Origin of the sequence: Geobacter argillaceus (genome assembly GCF_007830735.1) — a bacterium.
Lineage (GTDB): Bacteria > Desulfobacterota > Desulfuromonadia > Geobacterales > DSM-12255 > Geomobilibacter > Geomobilibacter argillaceus.
In genome coordinates this window covers 17,813-40,263 of record NZ_VLLN01000006.1, presented here as the reverse complement: position 1 = coordinate 40,263, position 22,451 = coordinate 17,813, and the positions used below count along the sequence as shown (strand labels likewise).

The 22,451-nt window shown below is 59.2% G+C and carries 16 protein-coding genes and 1 tRNA gene; 4 read left to right on the top strand and 13 right to left on the bottom strand.

Features of this window, described 5'->3' with window-relative positions:
• Positions 1-2: 2 nt before the first annotated feature.
• From JN12_RS06485 to JN12_RS06440, 10 genes are all read right to left on the bottom strand, one after another.
• The gene (locus tag JN12_RS06485; protein WP_145019957.1) at positions 3-1,208 is read right to left on the bottom strand and encodes a cofactor-independent phosphoglycerate mutase; all 1,206 of its coding nucleotides are present in this window, start codon (positions 1,206-1,208) and stop codon (positions 3-5) included.
• An 87-nt stretch (positions 1,209-1,295) separates the two neighbouring features.
• Positions 1,296-2,183, bottom strand: a complete 888-nt coding sequence (xerD, locus tag JN12_RS06480; RefSeq protein WP_145019954.1) for a site-specific tyrosine recombinase XerD — start codon at positions 2,181-2,183, stop codon at positions 1,296-1,298.
• Positions 2,180-4,894 (bottom strand): [protein-PII] uridylyltransferase, encoded by a 2,715-nt coding sequence (gene glnD / locus JN12_RS06475; RefSeq protein ID WP_145020299.1) that lies wholly within the window; start codon positions 4,892-4,894, stop codon positions 2,180-2,182. The genes xerD and glnD overlap by 4 nt, the downstream gene beginning before the upstream one ends.
• Positions 4,895-4,917: 23 nt before the next feature.
• Positions 4,918-6,291 carry an N-acetylmuramoyl-L-alanine amidase gene (locus JN12_RS06470; RefSeq protein WP_145019951.1) on the bottom strand — a complete coding sequence of 458 codons (1,374 nt, stop codon included), beginning with the start codon at positions 6,289-6,291 and terminating at the stop codon, positions 4,918-4,920.
• Position 6,292: 1 nt separating this feature from the next.
• Entirely contained in the window at positions 6,293-8,908 is a 2,616-nt protein-coding gene (mutS, locus tag JN12_RS06465; RefSeq protein WP_145020296.1) for a DNA mismatch repair protein MutS, read from the bottom strand.
• 101 nt (positions 8,909-9,009) lie between these two features.
• Positions 9,010-9,084 (bottom strand) — tRNA-Cys (locus tag JN12_RS06460).
• 1 nt (position 9,085) lies between these two features.
• Positions 9,086-11,200 (bottom strand): methyl-accepting chemotaxis protein, encoded by a 2,115-nt coding sequence (locus JN12_RS06455; RefSeq protein ID WP_145019949.1) that lies wholly within the window; start codon positions 11,198-11,200, stop codon positions 9,086-9,088.
• 46 nt (positions 11,201-11,246) lie between these two features.
• Positions 11,247-12,056, bottom strand: a complete 810-nt coding sequence (locus JN12_RS06450) for a substrate-binding domain-containing protein (protein WP_145019946.1) — start codon at positions 12,054-12,056, stop codon at positions 11,247-11,249.
• An 88-nt stretch (positions 12,057-12,144) separates the two neighbouring features.
• Positions 12,145-12,741 carry a CDP-diacylglycerol--glycerol-3-phosphate 3-phosphatidyltransferase gene (gene pgsA / locus JN12_RS06445; RefSeq protein ID WP_145019944.1) on the bottom strand — a complete coding sequence of 199 codons (597 nt, stop codon included), beginning with the start codon at positions 12,739-12,741 and terminating at the stop codon, positions 12,145-12,147.
• Between the two features lie 8 nt (positions 12,742-12,749).
• Entirely contained in the window at positions 12,750-13,304 is a 555-nt protein-coding gene (locus JN12_RS06440; protein WP_246125781.1) for a lytic transglycosylase domain-containing protein, read from the bottom strand.
• 217 nt (positions 13,305-13,521) lie between these two features.
• Here JN12_RS06440 and nadB point away from each other — a divergent pair, with 217 nt between their 5' ends.
• Genes nadB through JN12_RS06425 form a run of 3 tightly spaced genes read left to right on the top strand, consistent with a single transcriptional unit; the run spans position 13,522 to position 15,678 of the window.
• A complete protein-coding gene (gene nadB, locus JN12_RS06435; RefSeq protein ID WP_145019939.1) occupies positions 13,522-15,117 on the top strand; it encodes an L-aspartate oxidase in 1,596 nt (531 codons plus the stop codon).
• Entirely contained in the window at positions 15,098-15,412 is a 315-nt protein-coding gene (locus tag JN12_RS06430; protein WP_145019936.1) for a chorismate mutase, read from the top strand. Before nadB ends, JN12_RS06430 begins: the two co-directional genes overlap by 20 nt.
• Positions 15,413-15,468: 56 nt before the next feature.
• Entirely contained in the window at positions 15,469-15,678 is a 210-nt protein-coding gene (locus tag JN12_RS06425; RefSeq protein WP_145019933.1) for a hypothetical protein, read from the top strand.
• A gap of 42 nt (positions 15,679-15,720) precedes the next feature.
• Here the strand turns inward: JN12_RS06425 and JN12_RS06420 are convergent, their stop codons facing one another.
• Together JN12_RS06420 and JN12_RS06415 are read right to left on the bottom strand one after the other, a co-directional pair.
• Positions 15,721-16,686 (bottom strand): GTPase-activating protein, encoded by a 966-nt coding sequence (locus tag JN12_RS06420; protein WP_246125775.1) that lies wholly within the window; start codon positions 16,684-16,686, stop codon positions 15,721-15,723.
• A gap of 166 nt (positions 16,687-16,852) precedes the next feature.
• Positions 16,853-18,046: an HD-GYP domain-containing protein gene (locus JN12_RS06415; protein ID WP_145019930.1), complete on the bottom strand. Its 1,194-nt coding sequence runs from the start codon at positions 18,044-18,046 to the stop codon at positions 16,853-16,855.
• A gap of 160 nt (positions 18,047-18,206) precedes the next feature.
• On the opposite strand from JN12_RS06415, the gene JN12_RS06410 reads away from it, so the two are divergent.
• Positions 18,207-19,409, top strand: coding sequence for an HD domain-containing protein (locus JN12_RS06410; RefSeq protein ID WP_145019927.1), 1,203 nt, complete (start codon positions 18,207-18,209; stop codon positions 19,407-19,409).
• A 26-nt stretch (positions 19,410-19,435) separates the two neighbouring features.
• On the opposite strand, the gene pruA is transcribed toward JN12_RS06410, so the two are convergent.
• Positions 19,436-22,450 carry an L-glutamate gamma-semialdehyde dehydrogenase gene (gene pruA, locus JN12_RS06405; RefSeq protein ID WP_145020289.1) on the bottom strand — a complete coding sequence of 1,005 codons (3,015 nt, stop codon included), beginning with the start codon at positions 22,448-22,450 and terminating at the stop codon, positions 19,436-19,438.
• Position 22,451: the final 1 nt, after the last annotated feature.

The window sequence follows — 22,451 nt, the reverse complement described above, 5'->3', positions numbered from 1 at the left end:
TCTCAGTTCTGCCGCCCCAGCATCATCTCCATCAGGCGGTACCCCTTCTCCACCACCACCCCGGTTGCTGCGGCAGCATCTTCGTCGTAACCGGCAATCCCCTGCTTTTCCACCTCCTCGCCGGAGTAAAGAATGAACGGCACCGGCGAAGCAGTATGGGTCATCCGGGCGAGCGGCGTCGGGTGGTCGGGGGTGCTGAGTACCCGGTAGTCACCGAACTTCCTGATCCCTTCCAGGACCGGCCCCACCACCTTGGCATCGAAATCCTCGATGGCCTGCAGCTTGTGTTCCAGGTTGCCGGCATGGCCTGCCTCGTCGGGCGCCTCGACGTGCAGATAAACGTAGTCGACCCGCTCCAACGCCTCCAGTGCCGCCGTGGCCTTGCCTTCATAGTTGGTATCGATATAGCCGGTGGCGCCGGGTACCTTGATGATCTCCATGCCGGCGCAGACGCCGATCCCCCGCACCAGGTCAACGGCGGAAATAACGGCACCGGAGAGACCGAACTTCTCCTTGAAGGAGTGCATCCGCGGGGCCTTGCCCTGGCCCCAGAGCCAGATGGAATTGGCCGGTACCTTGCCGGCGTCGAGTCGCTGCCGGTACTGGGGGTGGTTGTGGAACAAGAGCTGGGACGAGTTCATCAGCTCGATCAGCTTGGCGCTCCCCTCCCCCTGGGGAAGGTGGTTGAGGATGTCCTTGCCGGTGATATCGTGAGGCGGAGTGGTGATCAGATCGACCTTTCCCCCTTGCCAGACCATGAGGTGGCGGTAGCCGACCCCCGGATAGAACCGGAATTCAGGGCGTTCCAGCTCGTGCTGCAGGGCGGTCACCAGCTCAAAGGCCTCTTCGGAGCTGATATGGCCGCTGCAGTAGTCGTTCATGATCAGGCGGCTGCCGCGGGGCTGGAGATTGACCAGGTTGACCCGGAAGGCCACGTCGTCAGGCTCCAGGTGAATCCCCATGCTGGCCGCCTCCAGGGGAGACCGGCCGGTATAGCAGGTCTGCGGGTCGTAGCCGAACACCGACAGATTGGCCACGTCGCTGCCCGGTGAAAATCCCGGCGGAACGGTCCGGGCAAGACCAAGCGTACCGCGCCTGGCCATATAGTCCAGATTGGGGGTCCGGGCCGCCTGCAAAGGGGTCTTGCCACCCAGTTGCTCCAGTTTTTCATCTGACATGCCGTCGCCGAGGAGTACTACGTATTTCATCAACAGTTCCTTTCGTTAAATGCCGTGACTCGTAACTTGAAGCCTGCCTTTACCAGTCACCAGTACGAGTCACCAGTCACGGCCGTTCTATCCTCTCGGGTGCAGCTCCTGATGGAGCCGCTTCAGCCGCTCACGGGTGATGTGCGTGTAAATCTGCGTCGTTGCCAGGTCCGCATGTCCCAGCATCAGCTGCACGCTCCGCAAATCCGCACCATTCTCCAGCAGATGGGTGGCAAAGGAGTGCCGCAGGGTGTGCGGAGAGATGCTCTTCCTGATCCCGGCCGCCTTTGCCCGTTTCTTGATGATGTTCCAAAAGGCCTGGCGGGTCATCCGGTCCTTGAGCCGGGTCAGGAACAGGTACGGGTTGTCAGCCGCCGGGTCCTGCCCGCTCCGTACTTGGCGGAGATAGGCCAGCACGGCATCCCTGGCCGCGTCGCCAATGGGGACCAGCCGCTCCTTCTCTCCCTTGCCGATGGTGAGCAGGTAGCCGGCATCGAGGTTCACGTCCCGCACCCGGAGCGACACCAGCTCCGACACCCTGAGCCCGGTTGCGTACAGGAGTTCAAGCATGGCCCGGTCCCGCACCTCCATCGGTTCGTTGCCGGCAGGGCCGGCCAGGAGCCCTTCCACCTCCCGGCTGGAAAGGACCCGGGGCAGGGAGCGCACCGTACGGGGAGATTCGATGACCGCCGTCGGGTTGGCAGCAGCATACCCTTCCCTGACCAAGAATTTGTGGAACATCCGCAGGGCCGACAGTGACCGTGCCCGGCTCCTGGGGGCAAGCCCTTCCTGCATGAGCGACCCCAGGAACCCGGCCACCTGCAGCGGACGGATCATGTCGGGTACCGTTATCCGGCTCTGTTCCAGATAATCGAGATAGCGGCCGATGTCCCGACTGTAAGCCGCCAGCGTGTTTCTTGTCAACCCCTTCTCCACGGTCAGATAGCTGAGAAAGAGGTCCAGATAGGCATTCACGGGGCCGCATCCTCATCGATGGCCGTCAGTAGCTGCCTCCGGATCTCCTCCAACTTGTCATCCGCCGTAATCTTGTGACCAAAGATGTCTTTCACATAAAAGACGTCGGCTACCTGGTCCACCTTGGTGGAGATCTTGGCCACACCGATATACAGCCCCAGATCCTTCAGGGTACTGGTGATCCGGTAGAGAAGGCCGATCTGGTCATGGGTGTAGATATCGACAACCGTATAATCGACCGAGACCTCGTTGTCGATTTCCACACTGGTCGGGAAGCGGGGACGTTCTTTGGTGCCCAGCAGGGTCGGCCGACGCCGTTTCTGGACCAGTGCCTCCACCTGCACCTCTCCGGCCATCACCCGGCGCATGTCGTCCTCGACCCGCTGCCAGCGGGTCTGATCGGTGATGACAAACCCCTGGGGAGAATTGACCTGGAGAATATCCAGGGCCTTGCCGTTCTTGCTGGTATGAATCTGGGCACCCAGGATGTTGATGCCGTTGGCGGCCATGACGCCGGTGATCATGGCGAACAGCCCCGGCACGTCGTGGGTGACGATGGTGAAGTTCGAATAGGACTTCTCCGGCTCATGGGCGACCGCCATGATGAGCTGTTCATCACCCAACCGGAGCAGGATGCGCAGGTGATCGGCCAGGACCGCCGGTGCATGGGAGAGGACGTGGCGGGTGGTGAGGGCCTTCAGCTCCTCCCGCACCTGGGCTGCCGGATATTCGTTCTCCAGCAGTTCCAGCACCGTACGTTTCACCTTCCGTGCCCGTTCGCTGCTCGCCTCCAGCCGAAAATCGCCGCGCTCCAGCACCTGATAGGTCTTTTCGTACAGCTCGTTCAGCAGCATTTCCTTCCATTCGGTCCAGACGTCCGGCCCAACACCCTTGATGTCGGCGAAGGTCAGCAGGTAAAGCATCTTCAGGTTTTCGCTGGTAAGCATCTGGCGGGCGAAATCGACGATCATCCGTTCGTCGTGCAGGTCGCGCCGCTGGGCGATGTGGGCAAAAAGCAGATGGCTGCGCACCAGAAAATCAAGCCGCTCGCTGTCCTCCCTGGAGAGCCCCATGCGACGGGCGATGGTCCGACAGAGATCGGCACCCTTGTCTGCATGACCGCCCCCCTCTCCTTTGCCAATGTCGTGAAGCAGAACTGCCAGCAACAGGAGCTCCCGCTTGTCGATTTCAGCGGCCAGCTTGGTAAGGTTGGGGAGCGCCTTGCGATACTCGCCGCGCCAGAGCTTGACGATCTCCTCGACACAGAACAGCGAATGGATGTCGACCGTGTAGATATGGTAGAGGTCGTGCTGGACCTTGCAGTAGATCCGCTCGAATTCGGGGATGAAGCGGTTCAGGAACTCCAGGTGGTGCATCAGGGTCAGGGTTTCCACTATGCTGTGCTCAGCCCGAAGGATGGAGAAGAAAGAGGCGTTTACCTCCTTGTTGCGCCGGAACCGGTCGTTCACCAGATCGAGACTCTTCCTGATCAGGGTCTTAACCCGGATATTCAGCACTACCCCCTGCTTCTGGGCATACTCGAATATCTTCATGAGCCTGGTTGGATCCTTCTGGATTACCGACTCGTCAGGAATGACCAGTTCCCCTTTCATGACATAGAAACCTTCACCGATCGGGCGCCGGATGAAGTACCCGAGGATCTTGGAGGACGCATCGTCCTGACGGGCACTGCGGGCGATGAGCATGGCCGAGTAATGCTCGACCCGTGTCGCATGCAGGTAGTAATCACGCATGAACTCTTCGACCGCCAGCACCTTCCCCCGGTCCACATAGCCGAAAAACGCGGCCAGGTGGGTCTGGGCATCGAACGTGAGCTGGTCGCTCTTTCTGCCGGCCCGATAATGCAGCTCGTTTCTGATCCGCCAGAGATAGTCGAGCGCCCCGTAGTAGCTGTCCAGTTCTTCCTCGGAAAGCACCCCCTTGACGATGAGCTCCCGCGGCTGGTCGATCTTGTACTTGATTTTGGCCACCCACATGGCAGAGTGCAGGTCCCTGAGCCCCCCCTCACCTTCCTTGATGTTCGGCTCCAGGAGATAGACCGACGCCCCGTACTTTTCCCGCCGCTTTTTCTGCTCGTCCACTTTTTCCCTGATGAAGGCGTTGCCCCCCTTCATCAGGATTTGGGCGGTCCGGACCTTCTCGAACTCCTGGAACAGCTGCAGGCTCCCGATCAGGTAGCGGCTGTCCAAGAGCGCGGTCCTGACGGTGCTGTCGCCGCGGGCCATTTCCACGCAGTCGGAAATGGTCCGGACGGAATACCCCACCTCAAGCCGCATATCCCAGAGAAAATAGAGGAGCTTCTGGGCAATCTCCTCGATCAACTGACTATCGATGCCGCTGTGGAGGAACATCAGGTCGATATCGGAGAAAGGGTTCAATTCACCGCGGCCATAACCGCCGACCGCCGCCAGCACCAGCTTGTCGCCGATCATCTCCGCCTGGTGGAGATCGTTCAGGATCGAGGCAAAGAGTCGGCTGATGAGCTTGTCGGTCATGGCCGTGATCGCCTGGACCGTCCAGGCGCCGCTGGCCCCGGCGGCATGCTGTACCCTGATCTGCTCGCGGTAATGGCTGAAGAACCGTTTGCTGGCAGCCAGGTAGAGGGGGCGCTTTTCGTTGAACGAGGCGCGGCCGGCATCGCCAATGTTCTGGGATTCATCCGGAAAATACTGATCGAGGGCAAACTCCATGTTTTCGGGCATAGGTATCTCTCTTATTTCAGGCTGGCAATATAAGCCCTGATGCCGTCAACGATGCCGGCCACGGCCGTTTCCTGGAACTGCGGGTCCTGCAGCCGCCCTTCCTCACGCTCATTGCTGATGAAGGCGGTTTCCACCAGAATGCTCGGCATGGTGGCCCCCACCAGGACGTAGAACGGCCCCTGCTTCACCCCCAGGTTTTTCACATTGGCATACTGGCTGCTCACCTTCCGGTGGACGGCCTTTTGCACCTCCTCGGCCAAATGTGCCGAGTCGTTCAGCTTGTAGTTGGCCATCAGGTCGAAAAGGACCGCCTGCAAAAGGCTCACCTTCTCCAGGGAGGTGCCGTTTTCGCGGGCCGCCAGTTGCGCCGCCTTCTCGGTCTTGGCCAGGTTTAGGTAATAGGTTTCGACGCCGCTGGCAGCCCGGTTCAGCGAGGCATTGGCATGGATGGAGACGAACAGGTCGGCCCCGACCTGATTGGCAATGGCGGTCCGTTCCTGCAGTTCGATGAAGATGTCGCTGGAGCGGGTCATGACCACGTCGATGCCGAGTTCGTCGCGGAGCTTCCGCGACAGCATCAGTCCCATGGCCAGCACCACATCCTTCTCCTGTGTCCCCCCCTGCCCTATGGCGCCCGGGTCCTTGCCGCCATGCCCCGGATCAACCACGATCCGCCGTATCTTACCCGGTTTGAACGGAACCGCCGGTTTCTCCGGCTCCTTTATTTCTTCCTTCTTCGTCTCGGGCAGGGGCACCAGCGGCTGGATGTTCGTGTCCAACCGGCTGATCTCCTCCCTCCGCTCCCCCTTCACGTCCACAATGATCCTGAACGGGTCGGAAAAGGTGAAGATCTTGTGGTCCTTCACATGATCAACATCCAGCACCACCCGCACCGTGTCCTGCCGGTGCTGGCCCACCCGGGCGGTTTTCAGGAAACCGTCGCCAATGGAGAGGTCCTTTACCCCCGGCCCCACCTTGGCGCCGTTGATATCGAAATAGAGACGCGACAGATACTGCGATCCCGGGCCCTGGGCTATCTGGTGCTTTTCAAAAGACACCTCCCGGTCGAGCGTCACTGCGACCCTGGTGTAGTCCGGCGTCGACCAGGAGCGGATCTCCTTGACCACGGCCAGGGGCGGCTTTGTCTCCACTGCAGCGGCTTTCTGCGCAGCAACCGCCCCCTTCCTGGCCTGCTTGCCACCCTTCCTGGCCTGCTTGCCACCCTTCCTGGCCCCCTTCTCCGCCTTCTTAGCCGTTGCCTTCCGGGTAGTAGAGCCCTTTTCCCGGGGAGAGCCTTCGCGTTCTTCGCCGCGTGCCCAGCCGGCAACCAGGAGCAGCAGCAGCAGTGCGGTAAGCAGGCGGAAGAGGGGTATCGATCGCACCATCTCAAATCATCCTTTTCAGTTCATCCAGCAGATTCAACGCCTCCAGGGGAGTGAGCGAGGCAATGGCGAGACCCTTCAGCCGCTGACGGAGTAGGTCGGTATCGTCGGCAAAGAGGGCCATCTGGGGAGACGCTTTCACCTCGGCAACCCTTTTCCCGCGGGCTATCCGGGGGACACCTTCGGCCACGTACTCCCCCTTTTCCAGGTTGACCAGGATCTCCTTGGCCCGGTCGATGACCGCCATGGGGAGTCCGGCCAGGCGCGCCACCTGTATCCCGTAGGAATGGGAAGCCCCGCCCGGGACGATGGTGCGCAGGAAAATTATCTGATCGTTCCACTCCCTGACCGCCACGTTGAAGTTTTTCACCCCGGGGCGGGTCACGGACAGCTCGGTCAGTTCATGGTAATGGGTGGCAAAGAGGGTCCTGGCCCTATGCTCCGGTCTGTCGTGCAGAAACTCGGCCACTGCCCAGGCGATGGAAACGCCGTCAAAGGTGGAGGTCCCGCGGCCGATCTCATCCAGGACCACCAGGCTTTTCGGCGTGGCATGGCGAAGAATCGTGGCGGTTTCGATCATCTCCAGCATGAAGGTGGAAAGGCCCCGACTCAGGTTGTCCGAGGCGCCGACCCTGGTGAAGATCCGGTCCACCACGCCGATGCGCGCATCAGAAGCCGGCACGAAGCTCCCCATCTGGGCCAGCAGGATGATGATCGCCACCTGGCGCATAAAGGTCGACTTGCCGGCCATGTTCGGGCCGGTGATGATCAGGAGCTGGTTCTCCTGGCCATCGAGATAGGTGTCGTTGGCCACGAACCGCTCCGTGGGCGAGAGCGCCTCCACCACCGGGTGCCGGCCGGTGGTGATGGCGATGACGTCGCTGTCGTCAACGAGTGGCCGGCAGTAATCGTATTCGTGGGCCACGGTTGCCAGGGCAACAAGGACGTCCAGGGTGGCGAGCCGGTCAGCGGTCCGGGCGATACGGGCACCTTGTTCGGCCACCTGCAGGCGAATCTCCTGGAAGAGCTGATACTCCAGGTCAACGATCCGCTCCTCGGCGCCCAGTACCTTGTCTTCGTACTCCTTCAGCTCCGGGGTGATGAACCTTTCGGCATTGGCCAGGGTCTGGCGGCGGAGATAGTCGGCCGGCACCTCGGCCAGGTTGGACTTGGTCACCTCGATGTAGTAGCCGAACACCTTGTTGTAGCGGATCTTCAGGGAACCGATCCCGGTCCTGGCCCGCTCCTGCGCCTCCAGCCGGGCGATGAACCCCTTCCCCTCCCGGCTGATGGCCCGCAGTTCATCCAGCTCCCCATGGTACCCTTCGGCAATGATCCCTCCCTCGCGGAGGATGAAGGGGGGATTTTCCACCACCCCCCGCCGGATCAGGTCGGTCATCTCCTCAAGGGGATCGATCTCGTCGCGGATGCGTTGCAGGAGCGGGGCATCGACCCGGCCGAGATGCGAGAGGAGAAGCGGAATCCGCTCCAGGGAACACCGGAGTGCCGCCAGATCCTTGGCCGAGGCCGAAGCCATGCTGATCCGGCCATTCAGCCGCTCTAAGTCGTACACCCCTTCCAGCGCCTCGACGAGTGCCGTGCGCCAGGTCGGGTCACGAAAAAACTCGTCCACGGCATTCTGGCGTTCCAGAATCGGCTCGACCGTTGCCAGCGGATAGTTGATCCACTGCTTGAGCTTTCGTCCCCCCATGGCGGTAACGGTCTTGTCCAGGAGTCCGAGGAGCGAGCCGCGTCGTTTCCCCTCCGCCATGGTGGCGGTGAGCTCCAGGTTGCGCCGCGTTGCCTCGTCCAGCACCAGAAACTCCCTGGTCTGGTAGGGGTGGAGCTCCCTGACATGGGCCACCTCTCCCTTCTGGGTGTCGTAGAGATAGTGAAGGATGGCTGCCGCAGCCCGCACGCCGGTCTTTATCCCGCCGCACCCCATGGACTCGGGATGCGCAGAGAACTGCCGCTGGAAAAGACGGCGGCCATACTCGGCGTCAAAAACCCACTCTTCCAGCCAGCTGACCAGGCAATCGTCCCCGAGCGGTCCCAGAGAGGCAAGAAGGCCGGTATCGCGCCCCATGGCCGGCAGGAGGATTTCCCTCGGTTTCACGCAGGCAATCTCGGCAATGGCCGCATCGAGCCCGGACAGTTCGGTCACCCTGAATTCGCCGGTGGAGAGATCGAGATAGGCCAGTCCCACCTCGGCCGTCTCCTGCGGAACGAGGCAGAGCAAGTAGTTGTTCTCCTTCGGGGCCAGGTTCTCGCCGTCGATCACCAGACCCGGGGTAACCACCCGCACCACCTCCCGGCGGACGATCCCCTTGACGCTCTTCGGGTCCTCCACCTGTTCGCAGATGGCCACCTTTTCGCCGGCCTCGATCAGCTTGGCCAGATAGGGAGCGGCGGAATGGTACGGTATACCGCACAGCGGGATATCGCTGCCGTCGCCACCCTTACCTCGCGACGTCAGGGTAATGTCCAGGATGCGTGAGGCCTTGACCGCATCATCCAGGAACATTTCGTAGAAATCGCCCAGCCGGAAGAAAAGAATGGCGTCGGGATACTGGGCCTTGATCTCCAGGTATTGCCGCATCATCGGCGTTAGTTCGGCCAATGGCGTCTGAGTCTGATTGCGGGGCTCCGGCTGCGACATCACGATTCCTTGCCTGAAAAAATATAAAAAAAGCCGACCCACTCTGTGGGTCAGCTTTTATCTGGAGGCGGCGAGCGGATTTGAACCGCTGAATGGAGCTTTTGCAGAGCTCTGCCTTACCACTTGGCTACGCCGCCGTTACACATCTCTGGATGACACGCTGGTGTCAAAGCCGGTAGTTGTATAACCTTTTTCGCTACGGGTGTCAACGGCTAATTGCTCAGAAAGCTGGTCGCCAGGCTCGTCTGCAGGCAGGTCGGGCTGTAGACCCGAAACCCTGAACATACCCATTTCACGGCGTAGCAGTTCAACATCCCGGTAAACTGAAGAAATCCTCTCCGCAGCATCCTGAACGGCCGCCAGGGTGTTCCCGCCGTGGGCCGTGATGGTGCGCATCGATTCGGAAATAAGCCCGTTTACATTCTTCTGCTGCAGTGATGCGGCCGCAATCTCACCGGTCTTGGCATTTGCAGACTGAATGTTTTCGGTAATGACCTCCAGAGAGGTCCCCTGTTCCTGTGTGGCGCTGCGTGTCACCTCCATGGAATCACGTATGGCACGCAACCCCTCTTCCAGATAGACGATGCTCTGCACCTCCTCGTCGGTCGCCCGCTTGACTTCGCGATTGACAGTCTCCAGCTTGCTGACCACGCCCAGAATATGGGAGGCGAGACGGCTCTGCTCTTTGGTCGAAAGCTCGATCCCCTTGACCATTTCCGCGGAACGACGGGATGCGTCGAGGACCTCGTGCAATGCCGCTCCGGCACAGGAGACTATTTGGCTCCCGTCAGTAACCGTAAGGAAGGTATTGTGGGTTTCTTCGACTGCCGCCGTGATCTGGCCACGGATTGCCTGGATGATCGACTCGATCTCCTTGGTTGAGGCGGCGGTCTTGGCCGAATGCAGCTTCATTTCGTTGGCAACCACGGCAAAACTCCGGCCGTGCTCTCCGGCCTGGCCGGCAATAATCTGGGCGTTGAGACTCAGCAGGTGGGCCTGATCGGTTACCTCCCGGATAACGGCAAGAATCTTTGCCACATCCTTGGAGCGGGTATCCAGTTGGGACATGGTCATAGTCAGCGAGGAAACGAACGACTTGATCTGTTCCATGCTCGCTATGGCGTTTTCAACCTGCACGATCCCCTTTTCGGAAACTACGCCGATGACCTGGTCACTGAGCGAAGAGGTGGTCGTTACCGCCGCGTCGATCGTCTGCACCAGGTCGTTGATCGCCCTCACCGATCCGGCTGTATCCGCAGCCGCACTGGAGGCATTATCAACCACGCTCGCGACAGCTTTGGCCGATTGGTTCAACTGGGCAATGGTGGAATAGATCACGTTGACATTCAGATTGAGGGAATCGATGTGTGCTTCGGTCTCGGTAAAGGTGGAACTGATTTCATTAAGTGCGGTCGAATTGTCCTGGGAGAGCTCAGCAAGGCTGTTGGTATTGTCAAGTATCCGCTGCTGGGCAGCGGACGCATCGGAAATATCGTTCAGGACCTTCTCGGTAGACTGTTGTTGCGTGCGCGCCGAAGAACTGACCGTTTCAAAGTTGGCATTCAGCGACTCCATGGCCGAGGCCAGCCCGTTCCCGAGGGAGGCAAGCCGGGAGACGGTGGAGTGCAACTGCTCTGCCATGAAATTGAGCCCTTTTGTGATGTCACCGAACTCATCATCTCCCAGGGAGGGAATCTTTCTGGTCAGGTCACCTTCCCGGATATGCTCGATGGCTGCATTAATGGCAGAGATCTTTTCCCCCAGGTCCCTGCGGAAAAAAAAGAGAATTGTCAGGGCCACGACAAAGAATATCCCTACCTGAAGAGCCACGTTGATTATGAGCTGATGCAGCAATCGCTTGCGCACCCCCGTGTCGGAATAGCTGACAATTAGTTTGATGTCACCACTAGCTGTCACCGGGACCTGGATGGTGCTAAGGTCTTCCCCCTTCGTTGCGGTTGAGTTCTCGAAAAGCGCTGTTCCGTCCTTATCCACCAACATCACATTGCGGAGATCGGGATCTTTCATGGTTTCGTCGATAACCAGCCCCATGTAGGTAAAGTCGAAGTCACTCATGGAGCGCGTCGCAATGGCAGCCAGCATCTTTGCCTGCACCCTTGCCTTGCGGTCAAGGTTCTCTTCACTGGTGGTGTGACGGTCTACGTAACTCCAGACCCCGATGACAATCTGACCGAGAAACAGCACCAAAAGCAGGCGGAATAGGAATTTTCGGGAAATGCTATGTAAGGCCATAAAGAAGCTTCCGCAGCAGGTGCAACAAGAACCCGCAATTCAAATACTATAACCCAAAGGGCATTGGCGAAGCCTTCTCGCGCTTGATGATCGTCTGTCCTTCGCTTGAGCGGATGAACTGCAGGAACCGCATGACCGCTTCACCCCGGTTCTTGCCAAGCACGAGATTATAATGATGCATGATGGGACTGTTCTCGGACGAGGTGAAGTCCTTGCCATCAATTTTCACTGCCTTGAGTTTGCCCCCGGCATCGGCAAAGCAAACCGCATCGATCATGCCGAGCGTATTCACTTTGGTGGTCAATTCCGTGTACATATCCTTGGCCTTGGGCATGGACCTGACATCATCCGCCTCCTTCAGCTTATCGAAGCAGGCAATCCCCTGCCGCACGGCAATTTTGGTTGAATCGCTCTCCGGCCGGGTCAGCGGGATAATCGCCCCATCCGGGCCACCCAATTTGGCCCAGTTCCTGATCTTGCCACCATAGATGTCACATACCTGCTGGCTGGTAAGTGACGTGACCGGCGTTGCGGCGTTAACAGCAAAAAGTCCGGCAACCTTGGCAATTTCATAGGCCTGAACAGGCATCTTTTTTTCATTCTTGTCAAGATAACGAGCCGACATTGCAATGTCGATCGCTCCCTTGGTCACCGCCATGACGCCACCCAACTGGCCGAGGGACTTCTGATTCACCTCCACCGCATCCTGAGGATACTTTTTCATGTAGGCCTTGCCCAACGTATTGATAAGAGGGATCATCTGCCCTGAGCCTGCCAACTTGATCGATTCCGCACCTGCTGCCGTAATCAGGGAACAGCACAGGATTGTTACCATAAATCCGATAAAAACTTTCATCGCTTACCTCCGGACGATATGAGAAAATACTTTTCCTCGTATCGGTAGAAAGGTATGCAACTTGATCAACGAAAACCCAAAAGGACGGCTAACGAGCAATGATCCGTATGAACTTCACCAGATAGTCGACACCGGACCATACCGTGATGACAAAGGCAATCCAGAGATAAAACATACCGACACGGTGCATATTGACCACCAGGAGCGGATGGTTGACCGAAAAGAACCAGGGATAGTCGTAATGCAACAGCAGCCCGATTATGGCCACGATCTGAAAGATGGTTTTGAACTTCCCCAGGTCACTGGCCGCAATGACAATCCCTTCGCTCGATGCAATGCCACGCAGGCCGGTAATGATGATCTCCCGCCCCAGTATCACCAGGACCATCCAGGCTGGCACCCGGTCATAGGGAATGATCATGATCAGCGCTGCCATGACGATCAGTTTGTCGGCAATCGGATCGAGAAATTTGCCGAACACCGTGACAATCCCCATCCGCCGCGCCAGATAGCCGTCAAGCCAGTCGGTAAAGGATGCTGCGGAAAAAACCGCTGCCGCCCAGAAACCGGCATCCCGCGAGGGTGAAAGCAGCATGACCACAATGACCGGAATTGCGGCTATGCGCAACAGGGTCAGGATATTGGGAATGTTCCAGATCGTGCCGGATGATGTTGATGACGTCATGAAAGTGCCTAATTTGTCTGGTAGGATTTCTGGTAACTAAGGACCTTGGCCACATAGGTACGCGTCTCGTTATAGGGTGGAATGCCACCGTACTTGGCCACCTTGGAGAGACCGGCATTATAGGCGGCAAGTGCCAGGGTCACATCCCCCTTGAAAGTATCCAGCAGGAACCGGAGATACCGTACCCCCCCCCGGATGTTTTCCGACGGGTTAAAGGAATCGTTCACCTTGAGTCCCTGGGCGGTTTTTGGCATCAGCTGCATGAGCCCCGCTGCCCCCTTTCGGGAAACTGCATTGGGATTGTAGCCGGATTCAGCGTGGATGACCGCCTGAACCAACGCCTTGTCCACCCCGTATTCGAGGGCGCACTGGTTGATGATCGGGGCAAATTCTTCCGGGTTGCGGGCACACTCACCGAGCCTGAACGTGGTTCTCAGCCGTTTATCCTTCCTGAGGTCGCGCATGAACAGCTTGAACCGGTGATCGGTGGGAACGTCGGTGAAATGAACCACCCCTTCATCATCCTCGTAGCGGTAAATATCCGCAAGAACCGAGGAGGCCATCAGCGCTACAAAAGCAACCGTCAGAATCCATCGCCCACTGTTCATTCGTAGTTTCTCCGCCGAATACTCTAGCACGGTGTTGCCCGTATATTAAATAATATTTTCAATCCATTTCAAGGTAATGTCTGCATAACTTATCAAACCCCTTGACAAAAGCCCGTTGGGGGAAAATAATCTGCCGGTTGTTTATAATCTACTATTCAAGTCAGGATATCCCATGCTGATTGACAGTGATTTTCTCATCATCGGCAGCGGCATTGCCGGCCTCTCATTTGCCTTGCGGGCGGCTGAACACGGCACCGTGGCGATTGTCACCAAACGCGACGTCACTGAATCCGCCACCAACTACGCCCAAGGCGGCATCGCCTCCGTGTTCTCCCAGGAAGATTCATTCGACGCCCACGTCCAGGACACACTGGTTGCCGGTGCCGGCATCTGCCATGAGGATGTGGTCCGCATGGTTGTCGAGGAAGGTCCCGACGTCATCCGAAGCCTTATCGATTGGGGGGTTCATTTCACGACCAGCGGCGACTCCTACGATCTTACCAGGGAAGGAGGACACAGCCAGCGCCGCATTCTCCATGCTGACGACGTGACCGGCCGTGAGATAGAACGGGCATTGGTGGAAGAGGCGCGCAACAACCCGAACATCAGGATCTTCGAGAACCATATTGCCATCGATCTGATCACCGAAGCAAAAGTGATCCGACGCCGGCTCAAGACGAACCGCTGCCTGGGTGCCCATGTGCTGAACAGCGAAACCAACGACGTCAGAACCTTCCGGGCCAAGATCACCCTGCTGGCCACCGGCGGCGCCGGAAAGGTGTATCTCTACACCTGCAACCCGGACGTGGCGACCGGCGACGGCGTGGCCATGGCCTACCGCGCGGGTGCCACCATCGGCAACATGGAGTTCATGCAGTTCCACCCCACAACCCTCTATCACCCCCATGCCAAGTCATTCCTCATCTCCGAAGCGGTTCGGGGCGAAGGAGCAATCCTGCGCCGAAGGGACGGCACCGCGTTCATGGAGAACTATCACCCGCTGAAGGATCTTGCTCCGCGGGATATCGTCGCCCGCGCCATCGACAGCGAAATGAAAACCTGGGGAGACGACTGCGTCTATCTGGACATTACCCACAAGGAACCGGATTACATCAAGAACCGCTTTCCGAATATCTACCAGACCTGTCTCGGTTTTGGCCTCGACATGACCAGGGAGCCTTTGCCGGTCGTACCGGCGGCTCACTACCTGTGCGGCGGCGTTGTCGTCGACAGCAATGCCGAAACCGATGTCAAGCACCTGTACGCCATCGGTGAAGTGGCATTTACCGGCCTGCACGGAGCCAACCGGCTGGCGAGCAATTCGCTCCTGGAGGCGGCTGTGTATGCGGGCAAAGCATTTCAGCATGCCACCAAGGTACTTGCCAATAACAGTTTTGAATTTCCCGATATCCCGGTATGGGATGCCGGCTCAGCCACCAATAGCGATGAAATGGTTGTGGTCTCCCAGAACTGGGATGAAATCCGCCGCTTCATGTGGAACTATGTCGGGATTGTCCGCTCCGACAAGCGCCTTGAGCGGGCATTGCGGCGCATCCGGCTTATCCAGGAGGAAATTGAGGATTACTACTGGGACTTCATCGTCACCTCAGATCTGATCGAATTGCGCAACATAGCCACCGTTGCCGAATTGATCGTCCTTTGCGCCCAACAGCGCAAGGAATCCAGAGGACTCCACTATACCATCGACTATCCCGAGCGGGACGATATCCGCGGCAGGAGAGATTCCTTTGTCCGAAAACAGTTCTGAGGCCAGCATCGACACCGTTCGCCAGGAGATAGACCGTCTGGACAGCCTGCTGTTGCAGATCTTCAACCAGCGGGCCGACCTGGCACTACGCATCGGCGAGATCAAGAAACAAAAAGGGCTTGCCGTCTATGATCCGACCCGTGAAAAGGCCATCTTTCGCCGGATGCAGGCCGACAATCCCGGTCCGCTTGACAATCAGGCCATTATTCGTCTCTTCGAGCGGGTCATCGATGAATCCCGCCGCCTTGAAAGGATTATGACCAGAGAACAGGGATCAGCGACCACGGACCAGTAACGGCTTAACGCCAAAACGTGCCGATCTCGGGCCACAGATCCCATTGGAGGTATGCAGTGCTCATCATCATGAAGAAAAACGCCGACGAAGCGTCTCTTGACCACGTCAAGGATTTTCTCATCACCAACAACTTCGACATCCATCAGTCCACCGGCGCCAACCGGACCATAATCGGCGTTATCGGCAACACCGAGACACTTAATACCGGCAAACTTGAGCAGATGCCCGGAGTCCTGCAGGTCATTAGGATCGCCAAAGAAGAGTAGGCAGTGTATCAAAAAGTTCAGGCCCGGCGCTTTATCCCGTTGTTAGCCTTGTACCGAGGTTCTGCCTGCTACTTCCGACTCCATGGTCTTGAGCATCTCCCGGAGCTTTGCCATGCTGGTGAGCAGCTTGGCTCCCCGTTCAATGCCGGCCATGAATCGTGCAAGACCATCCTTGTCCAGCAGACATCGCCCGCCCCCCTGTTCCCCAAGCTCTTTTTCCACCAAGGTGCGACCAACCTTTCCCACATAGGCTGAGACGATTTCCTTCAAATCGTCCTCAAGCTCGGCCAACTTGGGGTTGATCACCTCCCGGTCCTGCTCCTCCGCTTGCTTGCGCGTGGCCTCCATAGCCGCCCGCTGCTTGGCGGTGGCCGTTTCCCAGAGTTTGGCAACATTGACCACCTCAAGCAGGTCATACCCAATGGGCTCCTCGGCACTTTTCGTCGAAAGCACATCGATCTTGGCACCTGGCAGCGCGACAAGCTTCTGTGACTCATTAGCCGATGTCTCGATATCCTGAGAGCCGTCATGAAAGAACCCGAGGGGAGCACCATCCTTGTAGAAGATGAGCGCTACCCGCTCGTCGTTATAAATCCTGAGAGCGCCATTCAACTGCTGTTCCTTGATTTTCTCCAGCAGTGCCTTAATATCGATCAGTTTCAATTCTTGCGCCCCGTAAAGAACTTCACCGCGAATCAAGGCATGGAGCCACATGGTCAGCCCCTTTGAAAGCCTGTATACGCAGAGGACTCCCCTCTCACTGACAATGAGGGTACAGAGCTCGGCAATGGCCTCGAAAGAGAAAAGGACCGCTGTCCCCTTCTCGTACTTGGCGCTGATCAGCTTCCCCCCTTCAAAGAGCAGCATGGCTTCCGCGTCGAGAAACTTGAAATCCAGGTAGCCGGTAAATCCGCTGATCTGCAGCTTTTCAAGAACCTCTGGCAGCTTGACCTTGCTGCCGGCAATATTTTCGTACAGCGGATTCCCTTTTGGCAGCAGGAACATCATCAGCTCCTTTATCAGTTGTACAGACTTAAGGACAGTGCGTGATTACAAACATTGGAGCCACAAAATTAAGCTATCACCCGGTAACGTCGGTGAAAACTTACATAAGAGCAACCCGTGAAACCGCCACCAGATCTCGAATTGGACGGGTCCAGGTGGTGATCCCCCATCAATCGGCTATCTCCTGTTCGCTAACGGTATAGATGCTCTCGAACATATGCTCGATGCTGAAAAAAAGACGCAGCAATTCCGGATCAAAATGCTCCTTGGGGCGGATACGACCGTCTCCCTCCCGAAAGACCCGCACCGCATCTCCGTGGCCCATGGGCGATTTGTAACTCCTTCTGGAGCGAAGGGCATCGTAGACATCGGCTATCCTGACGATTCTCCCTGCCAACGGGATGCCGTCCCCCCTGAGACCGTATGGATAGCCACTGCCATCCCAGTTCTCATGATGGGCAATGGCGATCTCCCTGGCAACCTGCAGGCGCGGCGAATCCCCAAGTATCCGCTCGCCAAAGACCGGGTGCATCTTCATCAGCTCCATTTCCTCATCGGCAAGCGGTCCCTCCTTGAGCAGCAGGGCTACCGGGATCTTGATCTTGCCCACGTCGTGCATCTGGGCGGAAAACGATACCGACTCCACGAACTCCACCGGGGCGCCTGCGACTGCGGCCAGGGCACCTGCATATCTGTTTACCCGGAGTATATGTCTGCCGGTATGCTCTTCCGCTGCCTCGCACGCCCTGGCCAACGCTTCGATGGTGTAAATGAACGCCTTCTCCGTTTCCCGTACCTGGCTGGAAAGGGTGATGAGGGAACCGATGACCACACCGAGCCCCCTGAGGACATCGGCATCATAGTCGCTCGCCCGACCGGGGAAATTGAAGGCAATCAGAGCACCGGGCGCATCGCCGCTGATCCGGTACGTGATGAAGTTCCGTATCGGTGCCGCCAGGGCGGCACCGATTGCCGGTGGGATGAAGTGCTGGTAGTCGTCGAGGGACTCGCCGCTGTCGGCCCAGTTGGAGATGACCAGGTCCGGCGGGCTCTCGGCAGCGCCAAGGCTCCCCGCATAAATGGCGCCGGCATCGATGGCAATCTCCTCCGATCCCTCCACAAGCGTCCCTTTTCGCAGGTGAAAGACGCGACCGCGCCGGATATGGCCCCCGTCCTCCTGGAAGCCGATAAAGATGCTGGCCGGTCCCCGCCGCCCCTCGCCGCCAAGCACATGCTGCAGCGCTTCAACATACAGTTCGTAGCTGGAAAAGCGACGACAGCAGATCTGCTGCAGGACCGTATCGGTGAACCGAAGCAGCCCCTGGGTCAGTTGCAGAGACATTTCACACAGATCGAGGGACATGACCAATGCTCCGTCAGACTTTGATGCATTTATGAAATACCTTTTATAACAGATATTCGGCAAATGTCAGTAAGGGTCCACCCAATGAAGAAATCCCGTCAGCAGCAGCGGTACAAACGGACGGTTGCGCAGAATGCGCTGGCAGGATATGGTTTATCCCATGAACAACGCCATCAGTTTCCTCACGACACTGTTCCCGGCCGAGCATCACGACAGCATCTGGCTTGTCGGCGGTATTGTCAGGGATTTCATTGACGCAAGGGAAAGCCGGGACATCGATCTTATCACCACACTTCCGCCAGGCATGCTGGAAGCCGTCGGCTTCCGGCCGGTGGCGGCGAAGAGCGCGGCACCGATCCATTTCCTGTTTCACCGGCAGTACGGCAAGATCGAAGCGGTTACCATCGCCTCTCCTGACGAGATAGGCGCAGACCTGCACCGTCGGGATTTCACCGTAAACGCCATGGCCATGACACTGAGCGGGCTACTGATCGATCCATTCGGCGGGAAAAACGACCTGAGAGAGAGAACTCTGCGCCCCTGTTCCGAGAGGTCGTTTGTAGACGACCCGATCAGGCTGTTCCGGGGATTTCGTTTCGAGGCCGAGGGGTGGCGGTTGCTAGCGGAAGCAGAACGGCTCATTGTCGGTAGCGACTGGGAGGAGCAGTTTACCGGGATACCGGTGGAGCGGTTCAGCCGGGAGATGCTGAAGGCGCTCGGTGGCAGCGAACCGGTCCGCTTTTTCCAGCGGATGCTGGAATTGCAGGTCGGGACGACCTATCTCCCGGAACTCTTCGGCATGCCCGGGGTTCCTGCCGGTCCTGCCTTGTTCCATCCGGAGGGAGACCTGTTCAGCCACGCCGTGCAGGTACTGGAGCGGGTAACTGCGGCAAGCCAGGACATTACCGCCCGCTTCTGCGCCCTGTTCCACGACCTGGGAAAACTGGCCACCGACCCGGCCGTCTGGCCTAAGCATCACCGCCATGAAGAGGCCGGGTTCGCTCTTGCCGTGCCGTTCTGCAACCGGCTCAGGCTCCCCGCTGCTATGCGCACGGCACTGGCCTGGAGCTGCCGGCTCCACGGCCTGGCCAACCGCTGGCATGAACTGCGGGACTCGACGAAACTCGACGTGGCGGAGAAGGCGCTGAAGAGCCGGATCGACCGTATCCTCCCCCTGCTGGCGCAGGCGGACAAGCCGGGCACAACCCTGAACGGCTGGGAGGACGCCCTGCGCTGTGCCGGCCTGAGCGCCACGGAGCTGGGGCTGACGCAGGCGCAACTGGAAGCGCACCCGCCGCAGGAGCGCCGCGCCCTCCTGATGCAGAAGCGGGTGGAACGGTTCCGTTCCGCCCCAAAAGGGTAACTGCATTTTGCAAAGACTATATCTCCCTACTCCACCCAGTCGTCATCCGCTTCAACCGGCGCGAACCCGCGCCGCATGGTGTTTTCGGTAGTCACCCGCGGGTCCATGAAGTGAAGCAGGTAGTCCGTCCCCCCTGCCTTGGTGCCACCCCCGGACATCCCGGCGCCGCCGAACGGCTGGCGCTCCACCAGGGCACCGGTGATATTCCGGTTGAGGTACAGGTTGCCGACCCGAAACTCCCGGCGTGCCTTGGTCAGATGCTCCGGGCTCCGGCTGAAGACGCCGCCGGTGAGGGCGAACCTGGTGGAGTTGGCCCACTGGAGCGCCTGATCGAAATCGTTCACCCGCATGATCGCCAGCACCGGGCCGAAAATCTCTTCCCGGGCGATGCGGTGCTCGGGCCTGACGCCACCGATGATGGTCATGGGGACGAAATACCCGTCGCCGTCAGGCAGTTGGCTTTCATACAGCAAGACCCCTTCCCTCTTCCCGATTGCGATATAGTCGTTGATCTTCTGCCGCGCCTGTTCGTCCGCCACGGCCCCCAGGTAACAGCCCGGGTCTTCCGCCGGACCGACCCGGGTAGCCCGGGCCATGGCAACGAGCCGCTGGACGAACCGGTCATACACGGCTTCAAGGACGATAACCCGGGAGCAGGCGGAGCACTTCTGCCCCTGAAAGCCGAAGGCGGAGATGAGCACATGGGGCACCGCCTCGTCAAGGTCGGCATCGTCGTCGATGATGATGGCGTTTTTCCCCCCCATTTCGGCAATGACCCGCTTTACAAAGGCCTGGCCGGGATGGACCTTTGCCGCCCGCTCGATGATCCTGAGCCCCGTTTCCACCGAACCGGTGAAGGCGATGAGGCTGATGTCCGGATGGTCGACCAGAAAGTCCCCCATGACCGGACTCCGGCCGGGTGTGTAGTTGAAAACCCCGGCCGGTAGCCCGGCCTCGCGGAAGAGCTCCACCAGTTGCCAGCCGATGACCGGGGTGAGGCCGGACGGCTTGAAGACCACGCAGTTACCGGTCACGATGGCTGCCGATGCCATACCCATACTGATGGCCAGCGGGAAGTTCCACGGGGCGATCACCGCCGCCACTCCCCGCGGCTCGTAGAAGTAATGGTTCAGTTCGCCCGGCGCGTGGCCGATCCGTTGCGGCTCTCCCAGGCGGGCCATCTCCCGGGCATAGTATTCGAGAAAATCGATTGCCTCGGCTACATCGGCATAGGCCTGGTCCCACTGTTTGCCGATCTCCAGGACTTGCCAGGCTGCGAGCTCAAAAATCCGCCCGCGGGCCGCACCGGCTGCCTTGAGCAGATACTGCGCCCGGGTCCGCGGGTCAGTATCCCGCCAGGCCGGAAAAGCGGCCGTGGCTGCATGAATGGCGTCACCCACCTCCTTCGTGCCGGCCTGGCAGACCTGGCCGACAACCTCTGCCGGCCGGTTCGGATTGACCGACGACTGCAGGTCATTGGTCGCAACCTCCCTGCCGCCTATGTACAGGGGGTAGGTCCGGCCCAGCAGGGACCTGACCCGGGCGATATGCGCCGGAAAGGCGTCCCGGTGGCCGGCCCGGGTAAAGTCGACCATCGCCTCGTTCCTGAACGGAGGCAGCCCGCCAGTGCCGGTCCGTACCTTTTTCGGCCCGGCCTCACGGGCGGCATGCGCGCGCTCGGCCGTGACAGCCGGGTCTTCCAGCAGCTGCTCGATCTCGGCGTCGCCGGCAAAGCTGCGGCGCAGGAACGATTCGTTGGCCGTGTTCTCCAGGAGCCGCCGGACCAGGTACCCCATCCCCGGCACCATGCTGCCGTACGGACAGTAGAGACGGATGCGGCCGGCCACCTTCAGTATCCCCTTGCGCACCGGCTCGGCCATGCCGTACAGGACCTGGAACTCGTACCGCTCCTCCGGGACCTGCAGTTCCCGGGCCAGCTCCAGCACGGCGGATACGGTGCGGATGTTGTGGGAGGCGCAGGCGAAATGACAGACCCGGTGATGGGCCAGGATCTTCCGCGCCTGGCGCTCGAAGGCGGCATCACTCTCGGCCTTGATGGTCCAGACCGGGATCTCCCAGCCGTTCTGCCGAGCCCTGACCGTCTCGAAATCCCAGTAGGCCCCCTTCACCAGGCGGATGGAGATGCTGAGCCCGTGCTGCTCCGCCCAGGCAAGAAGGGCGTCCAAGTCCCGGTCCGTATCCCGCAGATAGGCCTGGAGCGCGATCCCGAGGGAAGGGTAATCGGGGTGCTCCAGCTTCAGCCGGCGAAAGACCTCCAGGGTGATCTCCTTGTGACGGTACGACTCCATGTCGATGCAGAGAAAGCCGTTCAGCTCCCTGACCTTCAGGAAGATGCGGCGCAGCCGGTTGAGGATGACAGTGACCGATCCTTCGAAATCCTGGGGGTTGGCCAGACAGAAGAGCGCCGTCGGCTTCACCGCCACATTGACCTTGGGGCTATGACCCCAGTCGAGCCCCGGATCGCCTCCGGTGCCGGGTAGCCCCTGCCAGCACACCTGCTCCTGCTTCAGCGCCTCCAGCAGCTCCAGGTAGGTATTGGTATAGCTCTCTGCTTCCTCCTCCGACAGGGTCGCCTCGCCGAGAACATCCATCACGGCGGCAAAACCTTGATTTCGCAGCCTCTTCAGGCTCTTCACCGCCTCCCGCGTGTTCTCGCCAATGATGAACTGACGCGCCATCTCCTCGATATTGGAGGTCAGCAGTCTGTTCAGCACGGCCCCACCCAGTGAGCCGAGCATGCCGGCCACTTTCGCGCCAGTGGCCATGAAGGCCGGCATCTCCTCTTCATTGCCGAAGTATTCCCGCACATGCTCGGTCAGGAGCCTGCTCGTGGTGAGGGAGGGAAAGACATCCACGAACCGGAACATCCGGACCTTGAACTGGTCGTTTTGCATGCACCAGTCCATCACCTTCCCCATCCAGGCCCCCTTGTCGAACAGGGACGGCTTTTCGCCGGCAATGGCGGCAAAGAACTCCTTGCCCCGGGAGATGATCCTGGCGTTCAGTTCATCGCTGTGCATG

What these genes read in the sequence shown, in the direction of transcription:
- glnD (WP_145020299.1), bottom strand. Translation starts at nt 4,894, where the DNA reads ATGGAGTTTGCCCTCGATCAGTATTTTCCGGATGAATCCCAGAACATT.
- nadB (WP_145019939.1), top strand. Translation starts at nt 13,522, where the DNA reads ATGCTGATTGACAGTGATTTTCTCATCATCGGCAGCGGCATTGCCGGC.
- JN12_RS06410 (WP_145019927.1), top strand. Translation starts at nt 18,207, where the DNA reads ATGAACAACGCCATCAGTTTCCTCACGACACTGTTCCCGGCCGAGCAT.
- JN12_RS06455 (WP_145019949.1), bottom strand. Translation starts at nt 11,200, where the DNA reads ATGGCCTTACATAGCATTTCCCGAAAATTCCTATTCCGCCTGCTTTTG.
- JN12_RS06470 (WP_145019951.1), bottom strand. Translation starts at nt 6,291, where the DNA reads ATGGTGCGATCGATACCCCTCTTCCGCCTGCTTACCGCACTGCTGCTG.
- JN12_RS06485 (WP_145019957.1), bottom strand. Translation starts at nt 1,208, where the DNA reads ATGAAATACGTAGTACTCCTCGGCGACGGCATGTCAGATGAAAAACTG.
- JN12_RS06440 (WP_246125781.1), bottom strand. Translation starts at nt 13,304, where the DNA reads ATGGCCTCCTCGGTTCTTGCGGATATTTACCGCTACGAGGATGATGAA.
- JN12_RS06420 (WP_246125775.1), bottom strand. Translation starts at nt 16,686, where the DNA reads ATGATGTTCCTGCTGCCAAAAGGGAATCCGCTGTACGAAAATATTGCC.
- JN12_RS06415 (WP_145019930.1), bottom strand. Translation starts at nt 18,046, where the DNA reads ATGTCCCTCGATCTGTGTGAAATGTCTCTGCAACTGACCCAGGGGCTG.
- JN12_RS06450 (WP_145019946.1), bottom strand. Translation starts at nt 12,056, where the DNA reads ATGAAAGTTTTTATCGGATTTATGGTAACAATCCTGTGCTGTTCCCTG.
- pgsA (WP_145019944.1), bottom strand. Translation starts at nt 12,741, where the DNA reads ATGACGTCATCAACATCATCCGGCACGATCTGGAACATTCCCAATATC.
- pruA (WP_145020289.1), bottom strand. Translation starts at nt 22,450, where the DNA reads ATGCACAGCGATGAACTGAACGCCAGGATCATCTCCCGGGGCAAGGAG.